At 72.4% G+C, this 26,955-nt stretch carries 19 protein-coding genes; 8 read left to right on the top strand and 11 right to left on the bottom strand.

The annotated features are described in order from the left end of the window. Nucleotides 1-18 precede the first annotated feature (18 nt). From ACGFI7_RS06460 to ACGFI7_RS06445, 4 genes are read right to left on the bottom strand one after another with little or no spacing between them, the layout of a single operon-like run. On the bottom strand, nucleotides 19-735 hold the full coding sequence (locus tag ACGFI7_RS06460; protein ID WP_393399930.1) for a TSUP family transporter: 717 nt from the start codon (nucleotides 733-735) through the stop codon (nucleotides 19-21). After that, nucleotides 732-2,102, bottom strand: a complete 1,371-nt coding sequence (locus ACGFI7_RS06455; protein WP_393399927.1) for an MFS transporter — start codon at nucleotides 2,100-2,102, stop codon at nucleotides 732-734. Before ACGFI7_RS06455 ends, ACGFI7_RS06460 begins: the two co-directional genes overlap by 4 nt. Next, complete coding sequence (locus ACGFI7_RS06450; protein WP_393399925.1) at nucleotides 2,099-2,962, bottom strand: SDR family NAD(P)-dependent oxidoreductase; 864 nt, start codon at nucleotides 2,960-2,962, stop codon at nucleotides 2,099-2,101. Before ACGFI7_RS06450 ends, ACGFI7_RS06455 begins: the two co-directional genes overlap by 4 nt. Continuing rightward, nucleotides 2,959-4,317, bottom strand: a complete 1,359-nt coding sequence (locus ACGFI7_RS06445) for a flavin-containing monooxygenase (RefSeq protein WP_393399922.1) — start codon at nucleotides 4,315-4,317, stop codon at nucleotides 2,959-2,961. Before ACGFI7_RS06445 ends, ACGFI7_RS06450 begins: the two co-directional genes overlap by 4 nt. A 283-nt stretch (nucleotides 4,318-4,600) precedes the next feature. Between ACGFI7_RS06445 and ACGFI7_RS06440 the strand changes: the two genes are divergently transcribed. The 4 genes from ACGFI7_RS06440 (at nucleotide 4,601) to ACGFI7_RS06425 (ending at nucleotide 8,460) form a co-directional block, all read left to right on the top strand. After that, nucleotides 4,601-5,728, top strand: a complete 1,128-nt coding sequence (locus tag ACGFI7_RS06440) for a helix-turn-helix domain-containing protein (protein WP_393399920.1) — start codon at nucleotides 4,601-4,603, stop codon at nucleotides 5,726-5,728. Between the two features lie 221 nt (nucleotides 5,729-5,949). After that, the gene (locus ACGFI7_RS06435; RefSeq protein ID WP_393399917.1) at nucleotides 5,950-6,756 is read left to right on the top strand and encodes an LLM class flavin-dependent oxidoreductase; all 807 of its coding nucleotides are present in this window, start codon (nucleotides 5,950-5,952) and stop codon (nucleotides 6,754-6,756) included. 141 nt (nucleotides 6,757-6,897) lie between these two features. After that, nucleotides 6,898-7,290 (top strand): DoxX family protein, encoded by a 393-nt coding sequence (locus ACGFI7_RS06430; RefSeq protein WP_393399915.1) that lies wholly within the window; start codon nucleotides 6,898-6,900, stop codon nucleotides 7,288-7,290. A 57-nt stretch (nucleotides 7,291-7,347) separates the two neighbouring features. Then, the gene (locus tag ACGFI7_RS06425; protein ID WP_393399912.1) at nucleotides 7,348-8,460 is read left to right on the top strand and encodes a MalY/PatB family protein; all 1,113 of its coding nucleotides are present in this window, start codon (nucleotides 7,348-7,350) and stop codon (nucleotides 8,458-8,460) included. Between the two features lie 9 nt (nucleotides 8,461-8,469). Here the strand turns inward: ACGFI7_RS06425 and ACGFI7_RS06420 are convergent, their stop codons facing one another. Beyond that, the gene (locus ACGFI7_RS06420) at nucleotides 8,470-11,619 is read right to left on the bottom strand and encodes a PDZ domain-containing protein (RefSeq protein WP_393399909.1); all 3,150 of its coding nucleotides are present in this window, start codon (nucleotides 11,617-11,619) and stop codon (nucleotides 8,470-8,472) included. Nucleotides 11,620-11,796: 177 nt separating this feature from the next. On the opposite strand from ACGFI7_RS06420, the gene ACGFI7_RS06415 reads away from it, so the two are divergent. Next, complete coding sequence (locus ACGFI7_RS06415) at nucleotides 11,797-12,240, top strand: hypothetical protein (protein WP_393399906.1); 444 nt, start codon at nucleotides 11,797-11,799, stop codon at nucleotides 12,238-12,240. Nucleotides 12,241-12,252: 12 nt separating this feature from the next. After that, nucleotides 12,253-13,218, top strand: a complete 966-nt coding sequence (locus ACGFI7_RS06410) for a TIGR03557 family F420-dependent LLM class oxidoreductase (protein WP_393399903.1) — start codon at nucleotides 12,253-12,255, stop codon at nucleotides 13,216-13,218. 2 nt (nucleotides 13,219-13,220) lie between these two features. Here ACGFI7_RS06410 and ACGFI7_RS06405 read toward each other — a convergent pair whose 3' ends face one another. Together ACGFI7_RS06405 and leuS are read right to left on the bottom strand one after the other, a co-directional pair. Continuing rightward, the gene (locus ACGFI7_RS06405; protein WP_393399901.1) at nucleotides 13,221-15,347 is read right to left on the bottom strand and encodes a transglycosylase domain-containing protein; all 2,127 of its coding nucleotides are present in this window, start codon (nucleotides 15,345-15,347) and stop codon (nucleotides 13,221-13,223) included. A 176-nt stretch (nucleotides 15,348-15,523) separates the two neighbouring features. Then, nucleotides 15,524-17,977 carry a leucine--tRNA ligase gene (gene leuS, locus ACGFI7_RS06400; protein ID WP_393399899.1) on the bottom strand — a complete coding sequence of 818 codons (2,454 nt, stop codon included), beginning with the start codon at nucleotides 17,975-17,977 and terminating at the stop codon, nucleotides 15,524-15,526. Nucleotides 17,978-18,489: 512 nt separating this feature from the next. On the opposite strand from leuS, the gene ACGFI7_RS06395 reads away from it, so the two are divergent. After that, entirely contained in the window at nucleotides 18,490-20,712 is a 2,223-nt protein-coding gene (locus ACGFI7_RS06395) for a hypothetical protein (RefSeq protein ID WP_393399897.1), read from the top strand. A gap of 23 nt (nucleotides 20,713-20,735) precedes the next feature. Here ACGFI7_RS06395 and ACGFI7_RS06390 read toward each other — a convergent pair whose 3' ends face one another. Together ACGFI7_RS06390 and ACGFI7_RS06385 are read right to left on the bottom strand one after the other, a co-directional pair. Further along, nucleotides 20,736-21,776: a TolB family protein gene (locus tag ACGFI7_RS06390; RefSeq protein ID WP_393399895.1), complete on the bottom strand. Its 1,041-nt coding sequence runs from the start codon at nucleotides 21,774-21,776 to the stop codon at nucleotides 20,736-20,738. 60 nt (nucleotides 21,777-21,836) lie between these two features. Beyond that, the gene (locus ACGFI7_RS06385) at nucleotides 21,837-23,078 is read right to left on the bottom strand and encodes a cytochrome P450 (RefSeq protein ID WP_393399893.1); all 1,242 of its coding nucleotides are present in this window, start codon (nucleotides 23,076-23,078) and stop codon (nucleotides 21,837-21,839) included. A gap of 290 nt (nucleotides 23,079-23,368) precedes the next feature. On the opposite strand from ACGFI7_RS06385, the gene ACGFI7_RS06380 reads away from it, so the two are divergent. After that, nucleotides 23,369-24,526 carry a TRM11 family SAM-dependent methyltransferase gene (locus ACGFI7_RS06380; protein WP_393399891.1) on the top strand — a complete coding sequence of 386 codons (1,158 nt, stop codon included), beginning with the start codon at nucleotides 23,369-23,371 and terminating at the stop codon, nucleotides 24,524-24,526. On the opposite strand, the gene ACGFI7_RS06375 is transcribed toward ACGFI7_RS06380, so the two are convergent. Next, nucleotides 24,486-25,325, bottom strand: a complete 840-nt coding sequence (locus ACGFI7_RS06375; RefSeq protein WP_393399889.1) for an alpha/beta fold hydrolase — start codon at nucleotides 25,323-25,325, stop codon at nucleotides 24,486-24,488. The two genes, ACGFI7_RS06380 and ACGFI7_RS06375, sit on opposite strands and share 41 nt — an antisense overlap. A 51-nt stretch (nucleotides 25,326-25,376) precedes the next feature. Continuing rightward, nucleotides 25,377-26,918 (bottom strand): GMC family oxidoreductase, encoded by a 1,542-nt coding sequence (locus tag ACGFI7_RS06370; protein ID WP_393399887.1) that lies wholly within the window; start codon nucleotides 26,916-26,918, stop codon nucleotides 25,377-25,379. Nucleotides 26,919-26,955 lie beyond the last annotated feature (37 nt).

Raw genomic sequence — 26,955 nt, 5'->3', positions numbered from 1 at the left:
TTGTCGCGTGCAGGAGCGTCAGAGTGCTCCGACGGTCAGGGCGATGCCGCCCAGCAGCGACGCGCCCAGTACGGCGCTCCGTAGCGCCGCGACCCGCAGCCGGGGCGCCAGCAGCATCCCGGAGGCCGTGCCGGCGGCCAGTGCCGCGAGCTCCGGCGCTCCTGGCAGCACGATGCCGAGCACCAGGGCCGTCGCGGTGTTGTGCAGAATGAAGAAGGCGTGCAAATTGCCCCGCGTGGTCGCCGGTTCCCAGCCCGCGTTGGCCGCGTACAGGCCGATCGGCGGGCCGCCGACCCCGCCGACCACGTTGAGCAGGGCGCTGGCGGCGCCGATGGCCACGGCTCCCTCGGGACGGCGCAGCCGTCTCCAGCGCACCCCGCCGGCCAGGACGCACACAGCGATGATCACGCCGGCGCCCGCGGCCAGCGCCAGCGAGCGGGTGTCCACCCCGCGCAGCGCCAGCGCGGCCAGTGGAGTGCACACCAGCGCGGGCACCAGCAGCCGAGCCACCTCGCCCGGCCGGGCGTGGCGGCCGTCGCGCAGCAGCGGCACGACAGAGGAGAGCACGGCGAGGACCACGGTCGCGGCCACCCCGTCGCGTGGGCCCAGGTAGAGCACCATCACCGGCGCCGCCAGCAGCGAGAAGCCCATGCCGGTGGCAGCCTGCGCGAGCGCACCGAGCAGCACACCGGCGAGCGCCAGCAGGTGCTCGGCGGTGAGGAGATCCGGAATCATGGGCCTGCCGGCCGGTCGAGGGCGTAACGGCGCTGGAACCACACGGCCGTCGCCATCAGCACGGCGGGCACCACGGTGAAGCCCGCGAGCAGCGCGGTCAGGGCGGAGTCCGGCTGCGCCACCCCGTGCCCATCGGCCGTGGACACGAACCCGCCGACGGCCAGGACGGCGGAGTACAGGTAGGGGCCGATGGCGGTGCCCGTCGCCTCGGTCGCGGTCCACACGCCGGTGTAGGCGCCCGCCCGGGCGGTGCCGCGTGCCTCGGCGGCGGCGACAGCGTCCGGGACCATCGAGAAGGCGAACAGCTGCAGCCCGGCGAAGGCGATGCCGAGCGCCACGACCACGGCGACGGTCGCCGCGACTCCGAGCAGCTCGCCCAGCAGCAGCACGAGCGATCCGATGATGAACACGCCCTGCGACAGCAGCAGCCCGCGCTGCTTGCCGATGCGCCGTGACACCCGCAGCCACATGGGCCCGGCGACCACGGCCGGGCCGAGGAAGGCCCCCATGAACACGGCGGTGAGCCCGCCGTCCGCGAAGACGTACGCGGTGTAGAAGGGCAAGGCGGCGAGGAAGAGGTGGGTGGTGGTGCCGGTGAACAGGTAGGACAGCACCAGTGCGCGGAAGTCGTGGTCGCGCCAGGCGATCCGGATGTCGCCGAGGGCGGTGTGGGCGCGCCCGTCGGGGAGGCGGAAGCCGCAGTTGTCGGCGAGCCGCCGGACGCCCGCCAGGGCGACGAAGCAAGACACGACCATGGCGGCGGCGAGCAGCAGAGCCATCCGCGAGTAGTCGCCGCGTTCGCCGGACGCCACCAGGGCTGGTGCCGCGACGCCGGCGCCGAGCAGCCCCAAGGTCAGGAAGAGCATCCGGAACATGAAGATGCGGGTGCGCTCGTGGTAGCCGACCCGCAGGTCTGACGGCGTCGTCAGGTACGGCACCTGGAAGCAGGCGAAGAGCAGGTTGCCGGCGATGAACCAGCCGCCGACCCACAGCGCGGCGGCCGGCCCGGACAGCCCGGCCGGGACCGAGAACATCGCGGCCATGGCCACACCCAGCAGCAGTCCCCAGCGGAGCAGGCCACCCCGGTGCCCGCTGCGGCGCGCCTGCCGGTCGGACAGCGTGCCGAGCACCGGATGCACGACCACGTCGACGATCTTCGGCAGGAGCAGGGTGAGGCCGGCCAGGAACGGCGAGACACCGAGCGTGTGGGTGAGGAAGTAGAGCAGGAGCAGTCCCGGGACGGTGACCCACACGCCCATCCCGATCGAGCCGGTCGAGTAGGTCGCGAGGTCGACGGCCCGCGCGCGAGGCGTCAGCGCCGACTCCGCGGTGCGTCGAGGAGCCGGCGTGCCCGGCGTCGTGCTCACGGCTTTCGCGCGTGGCGCGCGACGACGCCGGCGGCCAGCTCGGCCCCGTCGAACGCGCCGGAACGGACGCGGCCGGACAGGGTGCGGGCGATGATCCGGTCGGTGACCGAGGGCAGGTGCCGCGCCAGGAACAGCTCGACGGCGCCACGGCGGGTGGTCGCCAGGTCGCGCCGCGCGCGGCGGCCCAGCGCGGCGCGCAGCACCGCGTCGACCACGCCCTCCAGCGGCTCGTAACTGCTCATGCCCTCCAAAGACAGGCCCGCTTCGGCGGTCGAGTCGTGGATGGGGCTGCGTACCGCCGACGGGTAGACGCAGGTGACGGTGACGTGGGTGCCGATCTCCATCCGCAGCGCGTCGGCGTACGCGACGAGCGCTCGTTTGGAGGCGCCGTACGCGGCCGCCAGGGGGAGCTGCATGACGGCCATCCGCGAGGAGAGCATGACGACCCGGCCGCGGGACTGGACGAGGGCGTCCACGCAGGCGGCGGTGACGCGCCAGGCGCCGAGCAGGTTGATGTCGAGCTGGCGGCGCACCTCGGCGCCTGGCGGCAGCTCGGCCGGGGCCGGCCCGCCGATGCCGGCGTTGTTGATCAGCAGGTCGAGGCCGCCGAGTTTCGCGATGGCGGCGGCCACGGCGGCGGGCACGCCGGCGTCGTCGGTGATGTCGCAGGCCAGGACCTCGACCGGGTCGTCGGAGCGCGGGGCCAGGTCCAGGCCGATGACGTGCGCGCCGAGCCCGGCCAGGCGGGCACTGATCGCCCGGCCGAACGTGCCGGACGCGCCGGTGATGATGACGCGCAGGCCGCGAGCGTCACGGCGGCGGCCGGCCAGGGGGCCGGAGGAGGTTCGGGACGTGCTCATGCGGGGGTCTCCTCACGGCGGGCAGGGGTGAACGGCCGGGCTCCCCGCAGCAGCCGGGCGCGGCCGGCCTTCATCTCGCGGGGCAGGCCGGCGACATAGCGGTCGAAGTCGATCCGCATGATGGGACGCCGGTCGCCGCCCCACCGCTCGGTGGCGGCGCGCAGGGCGCGGGCGACGGCACGCCGCTGCTCCAGGGGGGTGGGCAGGGCGTAGCGGCCGGACAGGTGGGCGGCGACCAGCTTGGCCTGGGCCTCGACGACGGGCAGGGCGGCGCCTGTGGACTGCATGAGTCCCACGAAGGCCAGGCTCGGGTCCTGCAGGTGGAAGACCCGCTGGTACAGCGGCAGCCGCTCCGCGTCGTCGCCTATCCAATGGGAGGTCAGGAAGGGGATGGTCACGCGGTAGCCGGTGGCCCAGACGATCACGTCCACGCGGTCGGACGTGCCGCCGGTGAAGACGACGCGGTCGCCGTCGAGGCGGTCGATTCCGGGCCGTGCGGTCACCTCGCCGTGGGTGAGGCGGTGCAGGATGGTGTCGCTGATCGTGGGATGGTTCTGGAAGAGGCCGCCGGAGGGCGCCGGCAGTCCGTAGCTCTGCGGGGTGCCGACGGCCAGCCGGAGGAGGGTCTCGGCGATGCGCTGGCGCACCCGCCACGGCAGCGCCGACATGGCGGCGCCGGTGGCGTCCGCGGGCCGGCCGAACAGGTACTTCGGCACGATGTGCACGCCATGGCGGGCCGAGAGCAGGACCGGGCCGCGGGCGACGTTCGAGGCGTCGACGGCGATGTCCATGGCGGAGTTGCCCATGCCCACCACCAGCACCCGGCGGTCCCGGAAGATCTCGGGGGTGCGGTAGTCGTGGGCGTGCAGCTGGGTGCCGTCGAACGTGCCGGGGTAGCCGGGCTCGGGCATCCGGGGATCCCAGTTGTGACCGTTGGCGACCACGACCGCGTCGTAACGGCCGGACTCTCCGGACTCGGTCGTCACGACCCAAGGCAGTCCTGTCCCCTCGCGCTCCACGGACGTCACCGTGGTGCCGAAGCGCAGGTGCGGGGTCAGGCCGAAGGTCTTCGCGTAGTCGGCGAGGTAGCCGGCCACGTGGTCGGCCGACGGGTAGTCCGGCCACTCGGCGGGCATCGGGAAGTCGGCGAATTCGGTGCGGCCCTTGCTGGTGTTGAGGTGCAGGGAGGCATAGGCGGGTGACAGGCCGCTGCTGTTGTCGCGGGCCCACAGCCCGCCGGGCCGATCGCCCTTCTCGTACGTGACGACGTCGAGGCCGACGTCGAGCAGGGCCTTGGTGGTGGCGAGTCCGGCCGCTCCGGCGCCGATCACGGCGACCCGGCACGAGGAGGTCATGGGTGGGGTTCTCCTGGGAACTTGGCTACGTCAGAGGGCGGGGCGAGCGGCGGGCTACGACTCGCCGTGACGGTGGAACCGCCGCGTCATCGCGTGTCCGGTGCCGCCGGTCCGCGTCAGGCATGCAAGCGCCTGGTCGAGAACACGTGGTGCTGCCTTCGCGCGGCGGGTTGTTGTGGTGGTCTCCAAGGCTACGGCTTGATCGGAGCCCCGACCATGGGGCTCCTCACGGTCTTGCCGCCCCGAGTTGTGATACACCACAACTCCAGGGCAGGATCGCGGGGTGGACTCTCGCGACGACTGGACACCCGTGGTCGACCTCATCGAGCGGGTCGTCGGCGACGCCGAGCTGATGTCGTCGGTCGTGGCCGGCGTGCGCACGATGGTGCGAGAGGTCGCCGCCCTGCCGTCGGCCGACATCGCCGGGCACACCCGCGCGCTGCTCGTCGCAGCGACCCGGGCGCTGGCGGCCAGGCGCGGTCCGACGGAGGCGGAGCTGTCGTTCGTGGAGGAGCTCGCCGTGACGCGGGCCCGGCAGGGAGTGCCCGTCGAGGCGGTGCTGGGGGCCATCCACGTGGCCGAGCGGGCTATCTGGTCGCGGGCCCGGGAGGTGGCGGGCGCGGCCGGGGTCAGCGCCGAACGCCTGCTGGACGCGCGGGAACTGTACGACGACTGGGCGGAGGCTGTACGGGCCAGGCTGATCGCCGCCCACCACGCCACGAAGGCCGGGCAGGGCCCGAGAACGCGGGATCGGGAGGCCGCTATCCTGCGGCGGCTGCTCGACGGGGGTTCGGCGGGCGCGCTGGCCGCCGCCGAGGCGGGACTGCCCGTTGCGGGCGGGCTGTGGGTCCTGGCCGCCCGGCCGGGCGAGGCCGCGGCCGGGCTGGAGCGTTCGCTGCGTGATCAGCCCCCGGTCCTGTGCGCGGTCGTGGACGGGCTGCTGGTGGGGGTGCTCGGCCGGGCGCCGTCGAGTCGCGTCGCCAGGGCCGGGGTGGTGGCCGGGCTCGCCGGCCCCGCCGAGCCCGAGGAACTGGCCGCCGTACGGCATCTCGCGGTCGCCGCGCTGACCGCGGGCGAGTCGGCGGGCCGGGCCGGAGTCATACATGTCGCCCGTGTGCCGGCGCTCGCCGCGGTGGTCGACCGGGCCGACCTGGCCGCGGTGCTGCTCGACCACCACCGGCCGGCGTGGACGGCGCTCGGCGCGCGGGCCGAGCCGGTGGCCCGCGCGGTGTGCGCCTGGCTGGAGGCCGATCGGGACGTGGACGTGGCGGCCGAGAGGCTGTTCGTGCATCCCAACACCGTGCGTAACCGGCTGCAGCGTTTCGCCGAGGTCACCGGGATCGACCCGTCCGCCACGTTCGGCGGGGTGGACGCCTGGTGGCTGTGCCACGCCTGGCTTGCCCAGGCCTGACTCTGCTCCCGCAGGACGTCCCGCGCCTCGTCGCCTGATACCCGCCCCATCGTCCAGCAGGCGACGAGTTCCGGAGATGTCTCGTGTGCCCGTGCCGCGAATGGTGCTCGACCGCCCGGGACGAGGCCGGGAACACCTTCTCGCGATGACCGAGATCGTTCAGGACCTCGGCCGGGATCGTGGTTTCCGGGACTGTCGGTGCCGTGTGTTTGGGTGGGGGTATGCGTTACGGCATCGATGTCGCGATCCTCGGTGATCTCGCGGAGCCGGGTCACCTGGTCACCTTCGCCCGGGAGGCCGAAGCCGCCGGGTGGGACGCTGTGCTGGTGTGGGACCACGTGGCCTTCGCCTGGGGCATGCCGTCGGCCGATCCGTGGGTGACGCTGGCCGCGGCGGCACAGGCGACCTCGCGCGTCAGGCTGGGCACGGCGGTGACGGCCGTGGCCAGGCATCGGCCGGAAAGGCTGGCCCAGACGGTGGCGACGCTCGACCGGCTGAGCGGGGGCCGGGCGATTCTGGGCGCCGGGCTGGGCGGGGTGGAGCAGGAGTTCACCGCGTTCGGCTCGGCTCGGCCCGGCGGGGTCGTGCTCGACGAGGCGCTTGACGTGATGGACGCGCTCTGGTCGGGCGAGGAGGTGCGCCACCGGGGCGCTCGCTACACCGTCGAGGGGGTACGGCTCGCGCCGCTGCCCCTCCAGCGGCCGCGGGTGCCGGTGTGGGTCGGCGGGACGGCTCCGGGTGCGCTCCGGCGTGCCGCGCGCTGGGACGGCTGGATCGTCGCCGGTGACGACCAGGAGGGCCGCATGGCGCTCTCGCCCGACTCTCTGGCGGCCCAGGTCGGTGAGCTGCGAGGGTACCGGGCGGACGCGGGCGACCTCGACGTGGCGGTCATCGGGGTGAGCGAGCCGGGCTCGTCGGTCCGGGCCTACGCCGACGCGGGCGCCACGTGGTGGCTGGAGCATCTCCACGGTCATCGGGGGTCGATGGAAGAGCTGGTACGGCGCGTCAAGGCCAGTCCGCCTGCGTGAAGCACCCGCAAGGAAGCTGACTGCCTCGGCCGTGGGGTCCCGTCGCACACGGCGCGCTCTCGTACAAGTGCATCTAGCTCCCCCATTGCCCGGTATTCAGCCGCATTCCGGCAGCCGGTCAGGGTCCGTAGCGTCGAAGGCATGGAGACGATCAAGACGAGGCGCCTCGCGGGGGCCGGGCTGTGGGTGTTGCAGGTGGTGGCGGCCGGGTGCTTCCTGTTGGCGGCGTTGGGCAAGTTCGCCGGGGCGGAGCCTTCGGTGTCGACGTTCGAGGCGATCGGGTGGGGTGACTGGTTCCGGCAGCTGGTTGGGGTACTGGAGGTGGCAGGGGCGGTGGCGCTGCTGGTGCCGGCGCTGGCCGGGGCGGCGGCGCTGGCGCTGACCGGGCTGATGGCGGGGGCGACGCTGAGCGAGGCGTTCGTGAGCGGCGGGCCGGTGGTGGTGCCGCTCGCGTTGCTCGTGGTGAGCGGGGTGATCGCGTGGGGGCGGCGCGAGCGTACGGCCTGGTTGTGGGAGGCCGTGGGCCGTCGCTGATCCGTACGACGGACTCCCGCCGAGATCGCGAAAAGCGGGCATTCCTAGAATGTCTGGATGAGTGACAGAGTCGCCGGTGAAGCGTTCAGAGCACGTAACGACGGGCTCAAGTGGGCGAAGGCCGGCCCGGGTGTCCTCCCCGCCTGGGTCGCGGACATGGATCTGCCCACCGCCCCCGCGGTGGCCGAGGCGCTGCGCCGCCGCGCGGAGGGCGACCTCGGCTATCCGCCGTGGCTCGACAGTCCTACGAGCGGGCCGCTCGCCGAGGCGTTCGCCGAGCGGATGGCCGCCCGCTACGGCTGGGAGCCCGATCCCGGCCTGGTCCGTTCCTACACCGACATCAATCAGGCGCTTCAGGTGCTGCTGCACGTGTGGACGGAGCCGGGGGACGGGGTGGCGCTGCACATACCCGCCTACCACCCGTTCCTCGGCACGCTGGAGGCCATGGACCGGCCGGTGCGTCCCATCCGGCTGGTGCCGGACGGAGACTCGTGGCGCGCCGAGATCCCCGATCTAACCGGGTGCAAGGTCCTGCTCCTGGTCAACCCGCAGAACCCGACCGGCCGCGTCTTCACCCGCGCCGAGCTGGAGGAGCTCGCCGAGCTGGCCGAACGGCACGGCCTGCTGGTCATCGCCGACGAGATCCACGCCGATCTGGTGTACGAGCCGAATCGGCACATCCCGTTCGGCACGATCCTCCCCGAGCGGACGATCACCCTCACCTCGGCCACGAAGGCGTTCAACCTGGGCGGCATCCGCTGCTCGGTGGCCCACGTCGGCTCCCCCGAGGCGCGCAAGGCGCTGGACGAGCAGCCGCCGTTCCTCTTCGGCTCGGCGCACGTGTTCGGCGTGGATGCGACGGTCGCCGCCTGGCGGCACGGCGACGCCTGGCTGGCGGACACGGTCGCGCTGCTCGACCGCAACCGGCACGCCATCGCCGGACACCTGCCCGAGGGCGTCACGTACCGCATCCCGCAGGCCACCTACCTGGCCTGGCTGGAGTACGGCCGGCCAGGGGTGGCGGAGCGGCTGGAGCGGGAGGCGAAGGTGCTGCTCAGTGACGGCGCGGTGTTCGGGCCGGGCGGCGAGACGTTCGTCCGGCTGAACTTCGCCACCACGGAACCCGTGCTCGCCGAGATCCTGCGCAGGATCAACACCGTGACGCCCTGAGGGCGCGCGCTACGGGATGGGCGGGAGGTCGGGCGGGGTGGCGGCCGGGCGCTCCTCCAGGGCGGCGAGGGCCAGCTCCACGGCCTTCTCCAGCTGGGGGTCACGCCCGGCGGTCCGGTCCTGGGGAGTGATCACGACCTCGACGTCCGGGTCGACGCCGTGGTTCTCCACTCCCCAGCCGTGTCCCTCCAGCCAGAACGAGTACCGCGGCTGGGTGACCACGGTGCCGTCGACCAGCGAGTAGCGCGAGTCGATGCCGATCACGCCGCCCCAGGTGCGGACGCCGACGAGCGGGCCGATGCCGCGGTTCTTGATGCCGGCGCTGACGATGTCGCCGTCGGAGCCGGCGAACTCGTCGGTGACGGTGACGACGGGCCCGCGCGGGGAGTCCTCGGGGTAGCGCATCGGCTGGTGGCCGCGCGCCCGCATCCAGCCGGTGACCTTGCGCGACAGCTTCTCCAGGACCAGCTCGGACACGTGCCCGCCGCCGTTCTCGCGCACGTCCACGACGAGCCCGTCGTGGGCCATCTCGGTACGCAGGTCGCGGTGGAACTGCGCCCACCCGGACGCCACCATGTCGGGCACGTGCAGGTAGCCGAGCCGCCCGCCGGACGCCTCGCGGACGAAGGCGCGCCGGCCCTCGACCCAGTCGTGGTAGCGCAGCCGGGTCTCGTCGGCGATCGGGGTGACCACGACCTTGCGGGGCTCGCCGCCGGTGGCGGGGCGGACGGTCAGCTGGATGGGCTGGTTCGCGGTGCCCGCCAGGAGCGGGAGCGGCCCCTGCGCCGGGTCGACGGGCCGGCCGTTGACGGCGACGAGGGCGTCGCCGGGGCGGACCGCGACGCCGGGCGCGAGGAGCGGGGAGCGCGCGTCGTGGTCGGACGACTCGCCGGGGAGTATGCGGGTGACCCGCCAGGTGCCGTCCTCGTCGCGGGCCAGGTCGGCGCCGAGCAGGCCCTGGCGGCGGCGCGGGTCGACGGCTGCGCCGTTGCCGATGGCGTAGGCGTGGGAGGTGGCGAGCTCGCCCTGCACCTCCCAGAGCAGGTCGATCAGCTCCGAGTAGGCGCCGATCCGGTCGGCGAGCGGCGCGTAGCGGTCGAGGACGTCCTGCCAGTCGACGCCGTTCATGTCGGCGCGCCAGAAGTGGTCGCGCATGAGCCGCCCGGCCTCGTGGTAACCCTGCCGCCATTCGGCGACCGGGTCGAGCTGGACGGAGACCCGGTCGAGCTCGATGGTGACGACCTCGTCGCCCTCGCCCGCCGAGCGGGTCTGCAGGCCGTTCTTGCCGCTGACCACGAGCCGGGTGCCGTCGCCGCTCACCTCGAAGGCGCGGAACTCCTTGCCCAGCTCGGCCTTGGCGCGCTTCTTCAGGTCGTAGCGTTCCAGCACGACCTCGGCGGCGGGCTCGGTGCCGTCGCCGAGCCGGCCGGCGAGCGGGTGCCGCAGCCAGAGCAGCGCGTCCTTGGCGGTGCGCAGGTTGCCGTAGCGCCCGGCCGGGACCGGCACGGGCACCACGCGGGCGGCGAGCCCTTCGGGGTCGACCTCGGTGCGCGGCGGCGCGTCGTCCTTCTTCTTCTCCTCCGCCGGCGGGTGGTCGTCCTCGCCGTTGAAGCCCCGCCCCTGCAGGCTGGGGTCGAACGGGGAGGGGGTGGTGGCGCGCAGGGGCACCAGGTACGGGCGGCAGCCGACGGGGAACGACAGGTCGAACACGTGCGCGTCGTACACCGGGTCGAACGTGCGCACCGACAGGAACGCCAGGTGCTTGCCGTCGCGGGTGAAGACCGGGTCGTAGTCGGCGAAGCGCAGCGGCGTCACCTCGATGGTGGAGGTGCCGTCGACGCGGCCCATCTTGATCTGCGACAGCGGCTCCTTGTGCGGGTGCACCCAGGCCAGCCAGGCGGAGTCGGGCGAGAAGGTGAGCCCGCTGATGTCGCCGTGGGAGGTGCGGTCCAGTTCGCGCTGCGCGCCGGTCTCGACGTCGACGACGAGGAGCCTGCCGTCGTGGGTGGCGACGGCGGCGTGCTTCCCGTCGGGCGAGGCGGCCAGGGCGAGCACGCGGCCGAGTTCGCCGGCGGCGAGCGTGCGGATCTCGCCGCCGGGGGTGCCGATCTCCAGGCCGTCCTCGCCGGTGGCGTCGGACACCCAGATGGCGCGGCCGTCGGAGTCGAGCACGCGCGGCAGCCGGACCCGGACGCCGGGCTCGGCGCGGAGCGTGCCGGCGGGGCCGTCGCGGTGGGTGATCCAGTGGGCGGTGCCACGGATCTCGACGGCGCTGGCGCGGCCGGTCTGGTCGGGGGAGAACCCGCCGGCGCGGGCGGGGGCCGGGCGCCTGGCGCGGCCCGGACGCGGCCCGCCGAGCTTGATGTCGAGCCGGTACGGTTCCGCGTCGAGGCTCTCCAGCAGCCACAGGTCGCCGCCGTGGCTGTAGACGATCCGCTCGCCGTCGGTGGCGGCGTGGCGGACGTAGAAGTCCTCATGGCCGGTGTGCCGGCGCAGGTCCGAGCCGTCGGGCAGGGCGGAGTGGACGTTGCCGACGCCGTCGGGGTCGGCGACGAAGGCGATCCTGTCGCCGATCCACATGGCGGCCCAGTGCTGGGCCGGGTCGTCGGCGAACAGGCGGGCGAACTCTCCGGTGCCGTCGGCGTCGATCCAGATCTTGGCGGCGGTGCCGCCGCGGTAGCGCTTCCACTGGGAGGGTTCGCGCCAGATGGGCGAGACCGTCACCACCCTGTCGCCGCTGACAGCCAGGTCGCTCACCCATCCGTACGGCAGGCGGGTGGCCGGGCCGCCGTCGAGCGGGACGGCGTGCGCCCAGGTCCTGATGCGTCCGCCCTGTCCCGTGGCGCTGACCACGTGCACCCGGCCGTCGGCGCTCCATCCGCGCACCTGGGTCGACGCGCTGCCCCAGTGGGTGAGCCGCCGGCCTTCCGGCCCGTCGAGCTCGGCCGCGAACGCCTCGGGGGCGCCCTCGCGGGTGCTGGTCCAGGCGATGTGGGTGCCGTCGGGCGAGAAGCGGGGGTTCGACACGGGGGTGCGGTCGGCGGTGAACCGCCACGCGCGTCCGCCGGCGATCGGAGCGAGCCAGACGTCGTCGTCGGCGACGAAGGTGACCAGGTCACCGGACAGATGGGGGTATCTCAGGTATGCGCCAGTTGTCACAGCTAGACATTAGTGCGCGCCCCGCCGAGGCGATGACAGGTTTTCCGCCGGGGGCTCCCGATGCCACTCCCCCGATGCTCCGCGACCGATGAAGTCAGGGTCAAAACCGGACACAATCCAGGATGTCGCGATAAAGCCTGGGAAGGAGGTCTCGCGACGCATCTTCGGGAGGCATTCATGCGCATCTTCGCCCGTCCCCACCAGATCCCGCCACGAGTGGCGGCCGGGGTCTTCATCCTGAACTCCGGCATCGGCAAGGCCGAGGCCGACGAGCAGACCGCGACCGGCACCCACGGCATGGCCGTCGGCACCTACCCCTTCCTGGGCAAGCACGACCCGCGGACGTTCACCGACCTGCTGTCCAAGGCCGAGGTCGCGCTGGGTGTCGCGCTGCTGGCGCCGATGGTGCCCTCGCTGGTGGCCGGGGCGGCGCTCACCGCCTTCGCCGGAGGGCTGATCGGTCTCTACCTCAAGACCCCCGGCATGCGCCAGGAAGGCAGCCTCAAGCCCACGCCCGCGGGCCTCGGGCTGGCCAAGGACGTCTGGCTGCTCGGCATCGGCCTCGGGCTGGTGCTGGAGGAGCTGGGCGACCGCGTCGCGTCCCCGTACCGCGGCCAGTAGGAAGGCGTCACGATGGAGATCGGCTACACCCTCATGTGCGAGCAGACGCCCGCGCCGCAGCTGGTCGAGTTCGCGGCCAGGGCCGAGCAGACCGGGTTCGACTACGCGGTCATCTCCGACCACTACTTCCCGTGGCTGGAGGAGATGGGCCACTCGCCGTACGCCTGGTCGGTGCTCGGCGCGGTGGCGCAGGCCACCGAGCGGCTGCCGCTGATGACGTACGTGACCTGCCCGATCATGCGCTACCACCCGGCGGTGGTGGCGCAGAAGGCCGCCACGATGGCGGTGCTGAGCGGGGGCCGGTTCACGCTCGGGCTCGGCGCGGGCGAGAACCTCAACGAGCACGTCGTCGGCCAGGGCTGGCCGCCGGCCGACACCCGCCACCGCATGTTCCGCGAGGCGGTGCAGATCATCAAGGAGCTGTTCGGCGGCGACTATGTCACCTTCCAGGGCGAGTTCTACGACGTCGACTCGGCCAAGCTCTACGACCTGCCCGACGAGCCCATCCCGATCGGCATCGCCGCCTCCGGCGCCTCCTCGGCGCGGATCGCGGCCGAGTTCGGCGACATCCTCGTGGTCAACGAGCCGATGCCGGACGTGGTGCGCCGGTTCAGGGGTGACGGCGACGCGGCCAAGCCGGTGTACGGGCAGCTCGCGATCTCGTACGACACCGACGTGGAAGCGGCGAAGGAGCGGGCCCACCGGCTGTGGCGGTGGGCGGCGGTCGGCGGCTGGAAGGTGATGGCCGAGCTGCCCGGCCCGGTGAACTTCGAGGCCGCGGCCGGCACGGTCAGGCCCGAGGACGTGGCGGAGAGCGTGCCGTGCGGCGCCGACGTGGACGCGGTCGTGGAGGCGGCCCGCGCCTACGTCGAGGCCGGCTACACGCACCTGGCCCTGGCCCAGATCGACGCCGGCCAGCAGGAGCCGTTCTTCGCCTGGGCGGAGAAGGAGCTGCTGCCGGCCCTGCGCCGCCTCTGACCTCAGTCCTCGGTGATCTCGTCCAGGCTGTCCAGCTCGTCGTCCAGGGGCTCCGGCTCGGGCGGGCAGTCGCGGGAGCACCCGTCGAAGCGGTCCCGGTCGATGGGCGTGAACCGGGTGGGCGGCACGCCCTTCAGCGCGCCGATCATCGTGTCCTTCCAGATGGGGCCGGGCAGCGCGGCCCCGTCGACCACGCCGTAGTAGCGCCCGCCGATCGTCACCCCGGTCAGCGGGTGCCTCTGTGACCCGCGCGGGTCCCCGACGCTCACCGCCGCCGCCAGGTCGGGCGTGAACCCGGCGAACCAGGCCGCCGCGTAGCCATCGGTGGTGCCGGTCTTGCCCGCCGCGTCGCGGCCGATGCCGCCGACGCCGCGCATCGTGCCCTCCGTGAACACGCCGGACAGCACGTCGGCGGTCGCGTCCGCGACGGCGGGCTCCAGCGCGCGGCGGCACGCCGGCTTGTAGGCGGTGGCCTCGCCGTCGCGGCGGACGATCCGGGTGATCGCCATCGGCGCGCAGTATCGGCCGCGGGCCGCGATCGCCGCGTAGGCGCCGGCCACCGTCACCGGGTCCATCTCGTTGATGCCGAGCGTGAACGTCTCGAACTCGCGCAGCGGCCGGCCGTCGGCCCGGCGGATGCCCAGCGACTTGGCCGTGGTGACCGTCTCGCACAGCCCGACCCGCTGCTCCAGCTCCATGAAGAACGTGTTCACCGAGCCCCAGGTGCCGGTGCGCAGCGTCTTCCACCCCGGCGAGCCCTCGTCGTTGGTGACCGTGTGCCGGGGGTCGCCGACGTTCTCGCCCGCGCAGTTCCGGAACGCCGTGGAGCCGGGCGCCCGGTAGCCCGCGCCCGCGCTCAGCCCGTCGTCGGTCTTCATGCCCTGGCCCAGCGCGGTGATCAGGGTGAAGGTCTTGAAGGTGGAGCCCGCCTGGAAGCCCGTGCCCCCGCCGTGCCGGGCGTCCGCGACGACGTTGTACGAGATCTCGTGCCGGGCCTTGCTCCGCCCGTAGGGTTTGCTCGCCGCCATGGCCCTGATCGCGCCGGTGCCCGGTTCGACCAGGGCTTCGGCGGCGACGGGGGCGTCCGACGCGCGCACGTACCCCTTGACGGCCCGCTCGGCGGCGGCCTGCATCGCCGGGTCGAGGGTGGTCCTGATGGTCAGCCCGCCGCCGTTGAGCATGCGCAGGCGCGCTTCGGCGGTCTTGCCGAAGGCGGGGTTGTGCGCGATCTCCTGGCGAACGTACATACAGAAGTACGGATATCTGCTGACTTCGCAGCCACCGGGGAGCTTCTTGCCCTTGTAGCCGAGCTTGGTGGCCTTCGCCTTGGCCGCCTGCGCCGAGGTGATCACGCCCAGCTCGGCCATCCGGTTCAGCACGACGTCGCGGCGCTTCAGCAGCCGGGCCCGGTGCTTCGGGCCGAGGTTCGGGTCCGTGGCGTTCGGATCCTGCACGGCGCCGGCCAGGGTGGCCGCCTGCGGCAGCGTGAGCCGGCTCGCCCGGACGCCGAAGAACCGCTTGGCCGCCGCCTCGATCCCGTGGGCGCCGGCGCCGAAGTAGGCGATGTTGAGGTACTTCTCCAGAATCTCATCCTTGGTGTACTTCTCCTCGACGCCCAGCGCGTACCGCAGCTCCCGAAGCTTGCGCGCGTAGCTCGACTCCAGGGCCGCCTCGCGCTCCGCCTCGGTGTCGGCGGAGTTGAGCAGCACCTGCTTGACGTACTGCTGGGTGATGCTCGACCCGCCCTGGCTCACCTGCCCCGCCCGCAGGTTCGTGGCGAGGGCCCGGATCGTGCCTTCGAGGTCGATCGCGCCGTGCTGGTAGAAGCGGTAGTCCTCGATCGCGACGATCGCCTTCTTCATGATCCCGGCGACCCGGTCGAGGCCGACGATCTCGCGGTACTCCTCGTAGAAGTGGGCGATCTTCCTGCCCCGCGCGTCCAGCATGACCGAGACCTCGGGCAGCGGCGGTTCGGCCAGCTCGATGGGCCGCAGGTCGGCCACCTCCGCGGCTGACAGGAACCCCAGGCCCGCGCCGCCCACGGCCGGCGCCGTGATCCCCGCGACGAGCACGCCCGCCGCCGCCCCCGCGGCCACGAGCCGTACGATCTTCGTCCCCCGACGTGCCATCAGTCCCGTTCGCCCTTCTCCGTCACCCGACTGTGGGCAAGGAGCAAAACAGAACGGATCACCCGGTGTCCAATAGCGATATCGGCACATCGGTGATATCGATTCGCATATCCCCGCTGGTCAGCCGGGCATGACGAAGGCCGCCACACCGAGGTGCGGCGGCCTTCGCAAGAGCGTCAGGGGACGATGTTGACCAGCTTGGGCACCCGCACGATGACGCGGCGGGGCTCGCCCTCCAGATAGGCGCGGACCTTCTCCGAGGCCAGCGCCAGGGCACGCAGCTCCGCCTCGTCGATCTCCGGGGAGACCTCCAGCCGGTCGCGCACCTTGCCCGCCACCTGAACCACGCAGGTCACCTGGTCGCGCACCAGCAGGGCCGGGTCGGCGCTCGGCCAGCCGGCCTTGGCGACCGTGCCGCCCTGGTGGCCGAGCCGCTCCCAGCCCTCCTCGGCGGTGTACGGGGCGACCAGCGACAGCATGACGGCCAGCGTCTCGGCCGCCTCGCGGACGGCCGGGTCGGCGGCGCCGGGGCCGGAGTCGATCGCCCGCCGGGCGGCGGAGGTCAGCTCCATCATGCGGGCCACCGCCACGTTGAACCGCTGCGACTCGATCAGCTTGGTGACCTCGTCGATGGTGTGGTGGGTGACCTTGCGCAGCTCGACGTCGCCGCCGTCGAAGGAGACGCCGGGCTCGCCGGCCACCTCGGTCATCACGCGCAGCGCGCGGGCCAGGAACTTCTGCGACGCGGCCGGCGAGACGTCGGCCCAGTCGATGTCGTCCTCAGGCGGGCCGGCGAAGACCATGGTCAGGCGCACCGCGTCGACGCCGAAGTCGTCGATCTGCTTGCCCAGGTCGACGCCGTTGCCCAGCGACTTGGACATGGCCTTGCCGCCGTTGATGACCTGGCCCTGGTTGAGCAGGCGCAGGAACGGCTCGGTGAAGCCGACCATGCCCATGTCGTACAGGACCTTGGTGAAGAACCGCGAGTAGAGCAGGTGGAGCACGGCGTGCTCGACGCCGCCGACGTACTGGTCGATCGGCCCCCACTTGCGCACCTGCTCGACGTCGAACGGGCCGTCGGTGTAGCCGGGCGAGCAGTAACGCAGGAAGTACCACGACGAGTCGACGAAGGTGTCCATCGTGTCGGTGTCGCGCTGGGCCCGGCCGCCGCACTTGGGGCAGTCGACGTTCACCCAGTCGGTGGCGCTGGCCAGCGGGCTGACGCCCTTGGGCGCCAGGGCCTCGCCGCGCAGGTCGGGCAGGGTGACCGGCAGCTGCTCGTCGGGGACGGGCACCTCGCCGCAGTCGGGGCAGTGGATGATCGGGATCGGCGTGCCCCAGTAGCGCTGGCGCGACAGCAGCCAGTCGCGCAGCCGGAAGTTGACCGCGCCGCGGCCCCTCCGCTCGACCTCCAGGACATCGATGATCTTGGCGATGGCCTCGGTCTTGGTCAGCCCGTCGAGCGGGCCCGAGTTGACCAGCCGGCCCTCGCCGGGGGTGGCGACGCCGGTCTCGCCCGGGTCGGCCAGCCCGGTGTGGACCACGACCCGCACCGGCAGCCCGAACTTGCGCGCGAAGTCGAGGTCGCGCTGGTCGTGGGCGGGCACGGCCATGATGGCGCCGTGGCCGTAGTCGGACAGCACGTAGTCGGCGGCCCAGACGGGGATGCGCTCGCCGTTGACCGGGTTGATCGCGTAGCGGCCCAGGAAGACGCCGGTCTTCTCCTTCTCGGTGGACAGCCGCTCGATGTCGCTCAGCTTGGCGACCTCGGCGCGGTAGGCCTCGAAGGCGGGACGGTGCTCGTCGGTGACGATCTCGTCGGCCAGCGCCGCGTCCACGGCGACCACGAAGAACGTGGCGCCGAACAGGGTGTCGGGCCGGGTGGTGAAGACGTGCACCGGCTCGTCGCGGCCCTCGATCTCGAAGACCACGTCGGCGCCCTCGGACCGGCCGATCCAGTTGCGCTGCATGGTCATCACGCGCTCGGGCCAGCCGCCCTCCAGCTGGTCCATGTCGTCCAGCAGGCGCTGCGCGTAATCAGTGATCTTGAAGTACCACTGCGTCAGCTCGCGCCTGATGACGTCGGCGCCGCACCGCTCGCACTTGCCGGCCACGACCTGCTCGTTGGCCAGCACGGTCTGGTCGTTGGGGCACCAGTTGACCAGGCCGCCCTTGCGGTAGGCCAGGCCGCGCTCGAAGAACCGGTTGAACAGCCACTGGTTCCAGTGGAAGTACTCAGGATCGCTCGTGTGCAGGCGGCGCGACCAGTCGAAGGAGATGCCGTAGCGCCGGAACGAGGTGGCCTGCGTCTCGATGTTGCGGTAGGTCCACTCGGCGGGGTGGGCGTCGCGCTTGATCGCGGCGTTCTCGGCGGGCAGGCCGAAGGAGTCCCAGCCGATCGGGTGGAGCACGTTGTAACCGCGCTGGAACCAGTAGCGCGCGATGACGTCCGCGAGGGCGAAGACCTCGCCGTGACCCATGTGGAGGTCGCCCGAGGGGTACGGGAACATGTCGAGCAGGTAGCGCCGCTCCCGGGGATCGGCGGCGTCCTCGCTCGCCCGGAACGGGTCCATCTCCTCCCAGCGCGGCTGCCACTTGGCCTGCAACGCCTGCGGGTCGTACTCACTCACGGCGGTTGTCCTTCTGATTGACTCGGACCCATAAGAAAACCCCCCGTGACCATGACGAGGGGCAGCCGCGACGGCGAGCTCTCAGAACCGTCGCGGCCCGCTAAGAAGCAGGGTCGCGGAACGCATAGGTCAAGCCTAGCGTACGTCTTCGGCTGAATGCGGGCGGTCGATCGAGGTGCGAGGGCACAATGGACCCTTCAGGCTCGCGAGACCTGATGGTGATCTATCCGTTGTGACCTCATATGTCCCATTAGAATACTCTCGTCACCGTGGTGCACTCAGCTGGACCGGAACGTTCGGAGGCCGACCTGCCGATGCAGGATCCGCCGACCGATCCGCACGGCTTCGCCCGTTTCGCTGCGGAGCCAGCTGACTCTCTTGGAAAATCCCATGAGATCATGCACGGTACGTCGAATCCGGACAAGCACTCGGGAGGGCCGGAACTCATGGCAACGGAGCATTCCGGAGCGTCGAACCGGCCACCCTCCTGGCCCGAAGTCCCACGGGAGGACGTGCCCACGGCCTGGCCGGAAGCGCCCCGGCCGTCATGGCCCGAGCCGCCGCGCGACGAGGCGCCCGCCGCCTGGCCCGAGCAGCAGCCGAACGTCCCCACGGCCTGGCCCGAGCAGCAGCCCTCCAGCCCCGCGTGGCCCGACGCCGGGCAGGGCTCCCCCGGCCCGGCCGGTCCCTCGTGGCCGGACGCCCGGCAGGGACAGCCCGCCTGGCCCGACGCCCCTTCGCAGGGCTCCGCGTGGCCCGAGGCGCCGCGGGCCGCGTCCGGGTCCCACCGGCAGGACCCGCAGCCGTCCTGGCCCGAGCCTCCGGTCAAGGACCCCGTGCCGGCCTGGTCCCAGCCGCCTGCCGCGTCCGCCGACGCCTGGTCCAACCTCAACTCCCCCGCCCCCTGGCCGCAGCAGGCCGACGCTCCCCGCCCCGGCGACCCGCTGGACGGGACGATGACCATGAACCGGGTGCCCGACCTGCAGCCCGCCCCGGTGCCCACCGACGCGGACGCCGCCGTGCTCGGCACGTACGGGCCCGGCGGCCTCGACGACCACCCGGGCCGCGCGCGCAGCTCCGCGGCCGCCGCCGACGAGCACACGATGATGTACGGCCAGCTTCCCGGTGCGCCCGCCCAGGGTGGCGCCGGTGGATACGGCGGCTCCGGGAGTCCCGACGGGTACGGCCCTTCGGGCAACTCCGGCCCGTCCGGCGGGTACGGCGGTTCTGACGGGTACGGCCCGTCCGGCGACTCCGGTGGGTACGGCCCGTCCGGCGGGTACGGCGCGGCCGGCGATTCCGGTTCGTACGGCGCCTCCGGCGGCGCCGACGGCTACGGCGCCGTGGGGAACTCCGGCGGTGCCGAGGGCTACGGCGCCGCGGGGAACTCCGCGGGGTACGGCGGCGCGCCCGGCAACTCGGGTGGGTACGGGGGTTCCGACGGGTACGGCCCGTCCGGCGGCTCCGGTTCTTACGCGGCGGCGGCGCACGCAGGCGCTGGCGTGGGCGCCCCGGTCAACCCCGGGCCAGGCGGTCCCGGCGGACCGGGCGGCCCTGGCGGTCCCGGCGGTCCCGGCCCGGGTGGGCCTGGTCCTGGTGGGCCTGGTCCTGGTGGGCCTGGTCCTGGTGGGCCTGGTCCTGGTGGGCCTGGTCCTGGTGGGCCTGGTCCTGGTGGTCCCGGCCCTGGTGGACCTGGCGGGCCGGGCGGATTCGGCGGGCCGTACAACCCCGGCGGACCCCAAGGGCCTGGCGGGCCTCAGGGTCCCGGCGGCCCTGGTGGACCTGGCGGTCCTGGTGGTCCTCAAGGGCCTGGCGGTCCCGGGGACCCCGGACACGGTGGTCACGGCCGCCCCGGGTCGAACCTCAGCCGCGACCCCTCCGACCCCGACCGCCCGTTCGTGACGGCCGGTCAGATCAGCGGCTCCCGCACCCCTCCCCCGGAGCGTCAGCAGGAGCTCTGGAACACCGTCTTCGGCGACAACTACCAGGCGATGGGCGAGCCGGAGTCGCTCGACGAGCCCGGCAAGCCCCTGTGGATCTACGCGCTGGCCAGCTCGGCGGCCGTCGCGCTGGTCATCGCGCTGCTGTGGGCGTTCATCGCGGGCCCGCTGGCCAGCGGCAAGGACAGCCAGGCCGAGGCGCAGGCGACCCCGTCCCAGACGGCCGCCGCCACCCCGAGGAAGACCTCCAGCACCATCGGCCGGCTGCCCACGTACAAGGGCAAGGCGTCGCCCGTGACCGGCACGCTCCAGGACCAGCAGGCGGGCATCACGGTGCCGCGCCTCGGCGGCGCCTGGCGGCTGGACGAGCGGCCCACGGTCAAGGGCACCTACGGGTACGAGACGCGCCAGTACTCCATGGTCGGCGACAACCTGGCCGCCCAGGTGCTCACCGGCCCGCTCCCGGCCAAGCTCGCGGGCAGGTACTCCTCGCCGGACGACCTGGAGCCGGTGATCAAGGCGGTCGTGGTCGACGCGCGCAAGCGGTTCTACGAGGACGGCAACAAGGTCCGTAAGATCGCCCAGCAGTCGCTCAAGGTGGGCGACAGCACGGGCAGGCTGATCGCCTACTCGCTCACCTCGCCCACCGAGAAGGTCACGATCGTCGCCGCCGCCGTCAACACCGGCGGCGACGTGCCCGCGATCGTCTTCATCTCGGTGCCGGACGAGGGGAAGTCGCTGCTGCCCGACGTCAACACCGTCGTGAAGCGGCTGCGCCTGATCTCGCAGGGCTGAACCGGGCGGCGATGACCGCGTTCTTACCGGCGTGCGAGGTAAAGACGCGTGATGTGCGGCTTTTCGGAGGCCGGTCCCACCACGATCTGTTCCTTGATCAAGGTGGCACCGGGCCTGCCGGAAAGATCGACGACCTTGAACCGCGCGATCCTCTTGTCGTCGCGGTAGGTCAGGATCAGGTGGTTCTCGTCGTACCAACCGTGGAACCCGCCGGAACTCGCGAACTTCCTGCGGAGGACGACGGCTCCGGTCTCGGCCTGGATGACGCGGATGCTGTCATCGGCGCCGAGCAGGCCCTGGTCCACGGTGACGAACCGCTTGCCTGACGGTGAGAACGCCGCCAGGTTCGGGGCGTCGGCCACCTCGCCGACATCCCCGTACACGCGCTTACGCGTTCCCCGGAGGTCGTACGACACCAGAGAGTCTTTTGTCCCCCGGCTCTCGACGGCCAGCACGTGCTTCCCGTCGGGCATCCAGCTGAACCGGCCGTGCAGGTCGATCAGCGCGCTCCGCACGGCGGGGGCGACCTTGACCAGGCGCGGGCGGCGGTCGGCCACGGACAGGATCATGAAGCCCACCCGCGTGGGGTAGATGGTCGTCCCGTCCGCTTTCGGAGGTTCCTGCCGGTAGGCCGTGAACAGCAGCGACTTGCCGTCCGGTGACCAGCTCGGAGCGCCCGCGCCGATCGGCAGGCGGACCACTGTACGCCGGCCGGACCGCCGGTCGATCAGGGTGATCTTACGGAGCGGGGTGGCGGTGTCGGTGAGGCCGACGTACCTGTGAGGAATGTCCGGGTACTTCCACGACACCCGCCATCGCCCGTCCGGCGACAGGTCCTCCGGGTTTCCCGACACCTTGACGAAGGTCCTGCCCTGCCTCCGGTAGGTCTTCTCGTACTCGGAACCGGTCACGACATAGCCGACCACCCGCACCGGGGCGGGCGCGTCGTTCAGCTCGGCACGGGTGCCCGGCAGCCGGATCTTCGCGTTCTCGGCGGCGACCGGAGCCGAGGTCACCGCCAGAACACCTAAGATCGTCAACGTGGCCAGCAGTTTGCGCTTCATCGGCGTCTCCGCGTCTCTCGGCTTGTGCGCTTAGACGCCGGTCCGCCGACGATGGTTCGGTCAGAAGGCGCACTCCATGTGCTTGATCCCGTTGATGAAGCTGGAGTGCAGCCGGTCGGGGTTGTGGCCCTCGATCGTGGGGACGCGTCGCAGCAGCTCGCGGAACATCACCGTGATCTCGCGGCGTGCCAGGTGGGCGCCGAGGCAGAAGTGCGGCCCCGGCCCGCCGAAGCCGACGTGCGGGTTGGGGTGACGGGTGATGTCGAACCGCTCGGGGTCGGCGAAGACCTCGGCGTCGCGGTTGGCGGCCCAGTAGTAGAGCACGACCTTCTCGCCCGCGCGGTACGGGTTGCCGTTCATGACGTGGTCGCGGGTGACCTTGCGGCGCATGAAGTTGACCGGTGACGCGAGGCGGACGATCTCCTCGACGGCGGTCGGCGCGTGCTTGTCGAAGTCCTGGCGCCAGAGCTCGCGCTGGTCGGGGTTCTTGGTGAGCAGGCGCAGCCCGTACGAGATCGCGTTGCGGGTGGTCTCGTTGCCCGCCACGACGAGCAGGATGAAGAACGACCCGAGCTCCTGCATGGTCAGCTGCTCGCCGTCGATGTTGGCGTTGACCAGAGACGAGGTGAGGTCGGTCGTGGGGTTGCCGGCGCGGTGGGCGGCGAGGTCCTGCACGAGCTGCTGGAGCTCCATGCCCGCGGTGAGCAGGCGCTCGGCGATGCCCTCGACGTCGGTGCCGACGTACTCGGGGTCGAAGCCGCCGAGGATCATGTTGGACCGCTCGAAGACGAACTGGTAGTCGCGCTCCGGGATGCCCATCATGTCGCAGATGATCTTCAAGGGCAGGCGGGCGGCGACCTCGGTGACGAAGTCGCAGCCGGGGCCGTTGGCCAGCAGGTCGTCCACGATCTTCGCGGCGGCGGTGTCGACGTCCGACTCGAACTGTTTGATCATCTTGGGCGTGAAGGCCCGGGAGACGATGCGGCGCAGGCGGGCGTGACGCGGGTCGTCCATATTGATCATGGAGCCGAAGTACTCGGTGAACTCCGCGGGCATGTCCGGGATGTTCGTCGCGCCGCCGTCGCCGGAGCAGAAGACCTCCGGGTTGCGGCTCGCTTCGAGGATGTCGGCGTGCTTCACCAGGGCGTGGTAGCCGGGGCCCCGCGGGGCGAAGGAGATCTCCGGTTCCTCGAAGAAGGCCGGCGCCTCACGCTGACGGAGCAGGTCGAAGGCCTGCCTGCGCTCCGCCATGGGCTTGGCCCAGAACCGGGTGTCCGACAGGTCGAAGTCGAGGACGCTCATGGCCCCCATCATTCGAGCCCGGGCCGCCCCCCGTCAATGGGTTGCACGTACACCGTACGTACGAGTTGCCGGAATAATCCATCGCGGCCCACCGCAGGTGGTCGCTATGGTGATCGGCGTGACGTTCTTCTACCTGCGTTAGCGATCCGCCGGCGGGTCGCGGACGACCCCACCGCCGGCGATGCGGGACGGCCTGCCGCCGTCCCGGGTCGCGACGTGGGAGAACGCAGGTGCGAGATCGTCAACCTGCGGAGGGTCGCCGGACGCGTTCCTCCGTGCACACTCTTGCCGTGGCCAGGTCGGTTCGTGGCATCGAACCCCTGGTCGCCGCGGAGATCCAGGCATCCCGGCGCGGTCGCGTGCGCGGGCTGCGCCATCGTGAGGTCTGGTTCGAGCCCGCCGGGCCCCGGGCCGGGCTGACAGGGCTGCGCACGGCCGACGACGTGCTGCTGGTGGCGGCCGTCGTGGACGGGGTCGGGCCCGCCCGCGCGGCCCTGCGCCGTCTGACCGCGGCCGCCCGTACGGCGCCGGCGCCGTGGGAGGTCCCGGCAGGTCCGGGACGGCCCGAGGGCTGGGCCGGGATCGAGGTCACGGCGTCGTTCGTGGGACGGCGCGCCTACACGCGGTTCGAGATCGAGGACGCCGTCGGGGTGGAGCTGGCGCGGCGGCTGGGGGTGCCGTACCACTCCCGGGCGGGCGGCGCGGTGCCGCCCGAGGGGTGCCTCGGGTGGCGGGTCACGATCGAGGGCGAGCGGGCGGTGATCGCGGTACGGGTCGCGGGGCGGCCCTTGCACCGCAGGGCGTACAAGACGGCGTCGATCCCGGGCACCCTGCACCCGCCGTTGGCCGCGGCCATGGCGGAGCTGGCCCGGCTCGGTGAGGCGGGCACGGTGCTGGACCCGTGCTGCGGCGCGGGCACCACGCTCATCGAGGCCGCCGCCCTCGCACCCCGAGCCCTCCTCCTGGGCCTGGACCACGACCCGGCCGCCATCAAGGCCGCCCGCACCAACGCCTGCCGCGCGGACGTGGCGAGGGTGGCAGAAGCGGGGGAGGTTCGCGGACACGCCCGACACGCGGACGGGGCGGAGGTCGGGGAGGTTCGTGGACATGCCCACCGCGCGGAAGGGGCGGGGTTTCGGTGGGGGGTGGCTGATGCCGGGCGGTTGCCGGTGGCCGGGCGCAGCGTCGACCGGGTGCTGGTGAATCCGCCGTGGGGTCGTCAGGTGCCACCGGGCGGGCTGCTGGCCAGGGAGCCGGATCTGCTGTGGCGGGAGATCCGGCGGGTGCTGACCCCCGGCGGGCTGGTCGTGGCGCTGTGGCACGGCGACGAGCCGCCCGGGTTCGAGACCGTGGAGCGGCTGACGGTCAGCCTGTCGGGGCGGCACCCCGTACTGGCGGTGCTGCGGGTCAGGGCACGGCGGCGAGCCAGTCGAGGACGAGCCGGTTGACCACGTCCGGCCGCTCCAGGTGCAGGAAGTGGCCCGCGCCGGGCACCAGCTCGGCGCGGGAGCCCGGCGGCAGGTGCGGCAGGGCTTCCTTGGCCACGTCGGGCCCCAGGCAGCCGTCCCGGTCGCCGTGCAGGTAGAGGATGGGCGTCGACTCCGCCCGGCCGGGGTCCGGGTAGCGGCCGGAGGGCGGGGTGGTGCCCATCATGGCCCGGTAGTAGCCGATGGCCGCCGCCAGGTTGGCGGGCTCCCCGATGCTCCGGCGGACGAAGGCGAGGTCGTCGGTCGCGTCGTAGCCGGGCGACCAGTCACGCCAGAGGCGATCGAGGAACCCGGGCGCCGACGCGGCGGACTCGGCCAGCGGCGTCTGGAAGAGGAACACGTAGAACGACCGTCTGAGCTGGTCGTAGTCCATGAGCCCGGCGAGCACGGCGGCGGGCGGCGGGACCGCCATGGTCACGGCCGCCCGGAACCGGTCGGCGACCGCGTACACGGGGAACGCCCCCCAGTCGTGCCCGACCAGGACGGCGCGCTCGTCCCCGCCGAGTTCCTCGTGGAGCGCGAGGGCGTCGGCGGCGAGCGCGGCGCCCTCGTAGGCGGCGTCGGCGGGGATCTCGGTCGGGGCGTAGCCGCGCGTGAACGGCGCGACGGCCCGGTAGCCGCGCTCGGCGAGCGCGGGCATCAGGTGGCGCCAGGTGTGCGCCGTGTCGGGGAAGCCGTGCAGGCACAGTGCCAACGGCCCGTCCCCTACGGTCAGGTACGAGAACTCCACCCCGTTGGCGTGGACGGTCCTGATCTCCATAGCTGCGCAACCTAACATTCCGGACCCGCGCACGGGGACCGTCCCGGGCGATCAGCCCTTGGTGATCAGGTCGGCCGCCTTCTCACCGATCATCACCGCCGGGGCGTGGGTGTGGCCGCGGTTGAGGGTCGGCATCACGGAGACGTCCACCACCCGCAGTCCGGCCACGCCGCGGACGCGCAGCGACGGGTCCACGACCGACGCCTCGTCCACGCCCATCCGGCAGGTGCCGACCGGGTGGTAGAGGGTCTCGCCGCGCTCGCGGATCCACTGGACGATCTCCTCGTCGCTCTCCGGCATGGTGTACGGAGGCAGCGGCCCGCCCGCGTACGGCTTCATCGCGCCGGTGGCGAACACCTGCTTGGCCGTCTTGAGCCCGGCCGTCAGGCGTTTGAGGTCGATCTCGGCGCTCAGGTAGGCGGGGTCGATGACCACGTCGCGGCCGCTCAGCCCGACCTTGCCGCGGCTCTCGGGCTGCAGCAGCACGACGCCGACGGTCATCCCGTGACCGGGGGGCGGGGTGAGGCCGTGGTCCTTGAACGGCACCGGGGCGTAGATCAGCTCGATGTCGGGGGCGGGCTCCTCCGGGGTGGTCCTGATGAAGGCGACCGCCTCGCCCACGTTCGAGGTGAGCATGCCGGAGCGGAACACCAGGTAGCGCAGCAGGCTGGCGACGGACTCGGCCCTGGTGAGGGTGACGGGCTTGAGGCAGCTGACGAAGGCGCCGGTGGAGAGGTGGTCCTGCAGGTTCTTGCCGACCTCGGGCAGGTCGCGCACGACCGGGATGCCCGCCTCGTTCAGTTCCTCGCCGGCGCCGATGCCGGAGCGCATGAGCAGGTGGGGGGAGCCGATGGCGCCCGCCGACAGGATGACCTCGCGCCTGGCCCTGATCTGGGCGCCGCCGCTGTGCTCGATGCCGGTGGCGCGGCCGTCCTCGACGAGGACCCGGTCCACCGTGGCCTCGGTGATCACGGTGAGGTTGGGGCGGTTCAGCGCGGGGCGTAAGTACGCGTCGGCGGCGCTCCAGCGGCGGCCGCGGTCCTGGGTGACCGGGGTGGGGCAGTAGCCCTCGTTGGAGGGGCCGTTGAGCTCTTGCAGCCGGTGCATCCCGAGCTCCTCGCAGGCCTTGAGGAACGCGGCGGTGGTGACGTTGGGGCTGCGCAGCTCGGAGATGAACAACGGGCCCGAGGACCCGTAGACGTCGCCGTGGTTGGTGCCGATGCGGCGCTCGGCCTTGCGGAAGTACGGCAGCACGTCCTCGTACGTCCAGCCCGGGATCTGCCACTGGTCGTAGTCGAGCGCGCAGCCGCGCACCCACATCTGGGCGTTGAGCGAGGAGGACCCGCCGATGACCCGCCCGCGCGGCCAGTAGAGTTCGCGCCCGGCCATCTCGCCCTGCTTGGCGGTGGTGTAGTCCCAGTCGTACGGGGTCTTGAAGAGTTTGGCGAACCCGAGCGGCATGCGGATCTCGAGCTTGTCGTCCTGGCCTCCCGCTTCCACGAGGGCGACGGACACCTCGGGGTCGGCGGTGAGCCTTCCCGCGAGCACGCATCCCGCCGAGCCGGCTCCCACGATCACGTAGTCGTACTCCATGACCCCTCCCAGGGGCAAGTAACTTGGTACTTGCTTA

The organism is Nonomuraea sp. NPDC048826 (assembly GCF_043198225.1).
In the GTDB taxonomy this organism is placed as follows: Bacteria; Actinomycetota; Actinomycetes; order Streptosporangiales; family Streptosporangiaceae; genus Nonomuraea.
Note: the sequence above shows the minus strand (reverse complement) of the source record. Positions and strands in the feature narration are given on the sequence as shown.

Excerpts from the sequence above, each read along its gene's own strand:
- ACGFI7_RS06460 (WP_393399930.1), bottom strand. The coding sequence starts at position 735 with ATGATTCCGGATCTCCTCACCGCCGAGCACCTGCTGGCGCTCGCCGGT.
- ACGFI7_RS06450 (WP_393399925.1), bottom strand. The coding sequence starts at position 2,962 with ATGAGCACGTCCCGAACCTCCTCCGGCCCCCTGGCCGGCCGCCGCCGT.
- ACGFI7_RS06445 (WP_393399922.1), bottom strand. The coding sequence starts at position 4,317 with ATGACCTCCTCGTGCCGGGTCGCCGTGATCGGCGCCGGAGCGGCCGGA.
- ACGFI7_RS06435 (WP_393399917.1), top strand. The coding sequence starts at position 5,950 with ATGCGTTACGGCATCGATGTCGCGATCCTCGGTGATCTCGCGGAGCCG.
- ACGFI7_RS06430 (WP_393399915.1), top strand. The coding sequence starts at position 6,898 with ATGGAGACGATCAAGACGAGGCGCCTCGCGGGGGCCGGGCTGTGGGTG.
- ACGFI7_RS06425 (WP_393399912.1), top strand. The coding sequence starts at position 7,348 with ATGAGTGACAGAGTCGCCGGTGAAGCGTTCAGAGCACGTAACGACGGG.
- ACGFI7_RS06415 (WP_393399906.1), top strand. The coding sequence starts at position 11,797 with ATGCGCATCTTCGCCCGTCCCCACCAGATCCCGCCACGAGTGGCGGCC.
- ACGFI7_RS06410 (WP_393399903.1), top strand. The coding sequence starts at position 12,253 with ATGGAGATCGGCTACACCCTCATGTGCGAGCAGACGCCCGCGCCGCAG.
- ACGFI7_RS06405 (WP_393399901.1), bottom strand. The coding sequence starts at position 15,347 with ATGGCACGTCGGGGGACGAAGATCGTACGGCTCGTGGCCGCGGGGGCG.
- ACGFI7_RS06390 (WP_393399895.1), bottom strand. The coding sequence starts at position 21,776 with ATGAAGCGCAAACTGCTGGCCACGTTGACGATCTTAGGTGTTCTGGCG.
- ACGFI7_RS06385 (WP_393399893.1), bottom strand. The coding sequence starts at position 23,078 with ATGAGCGTCCTCGACTTCGACCTGTCGGACACCCGGTTCTGGGCCAAG.
- ACGFI7_RS06375 (WP_393399889.1), bottom strand. The coding sequence starts at position 25,325 with ATGGAGATCAGGACCGTCCACGCCAACGGGGTGGAGTTCTCGTACCTG.
- ACGFI7_RS06370 (WP_393399887.1), bottom strand. The coding sequence starts at position 26,918 with ATGGAGTACGACTACGTGATCGTGGGAGCCGGCTCGGCGGGATGCGTG.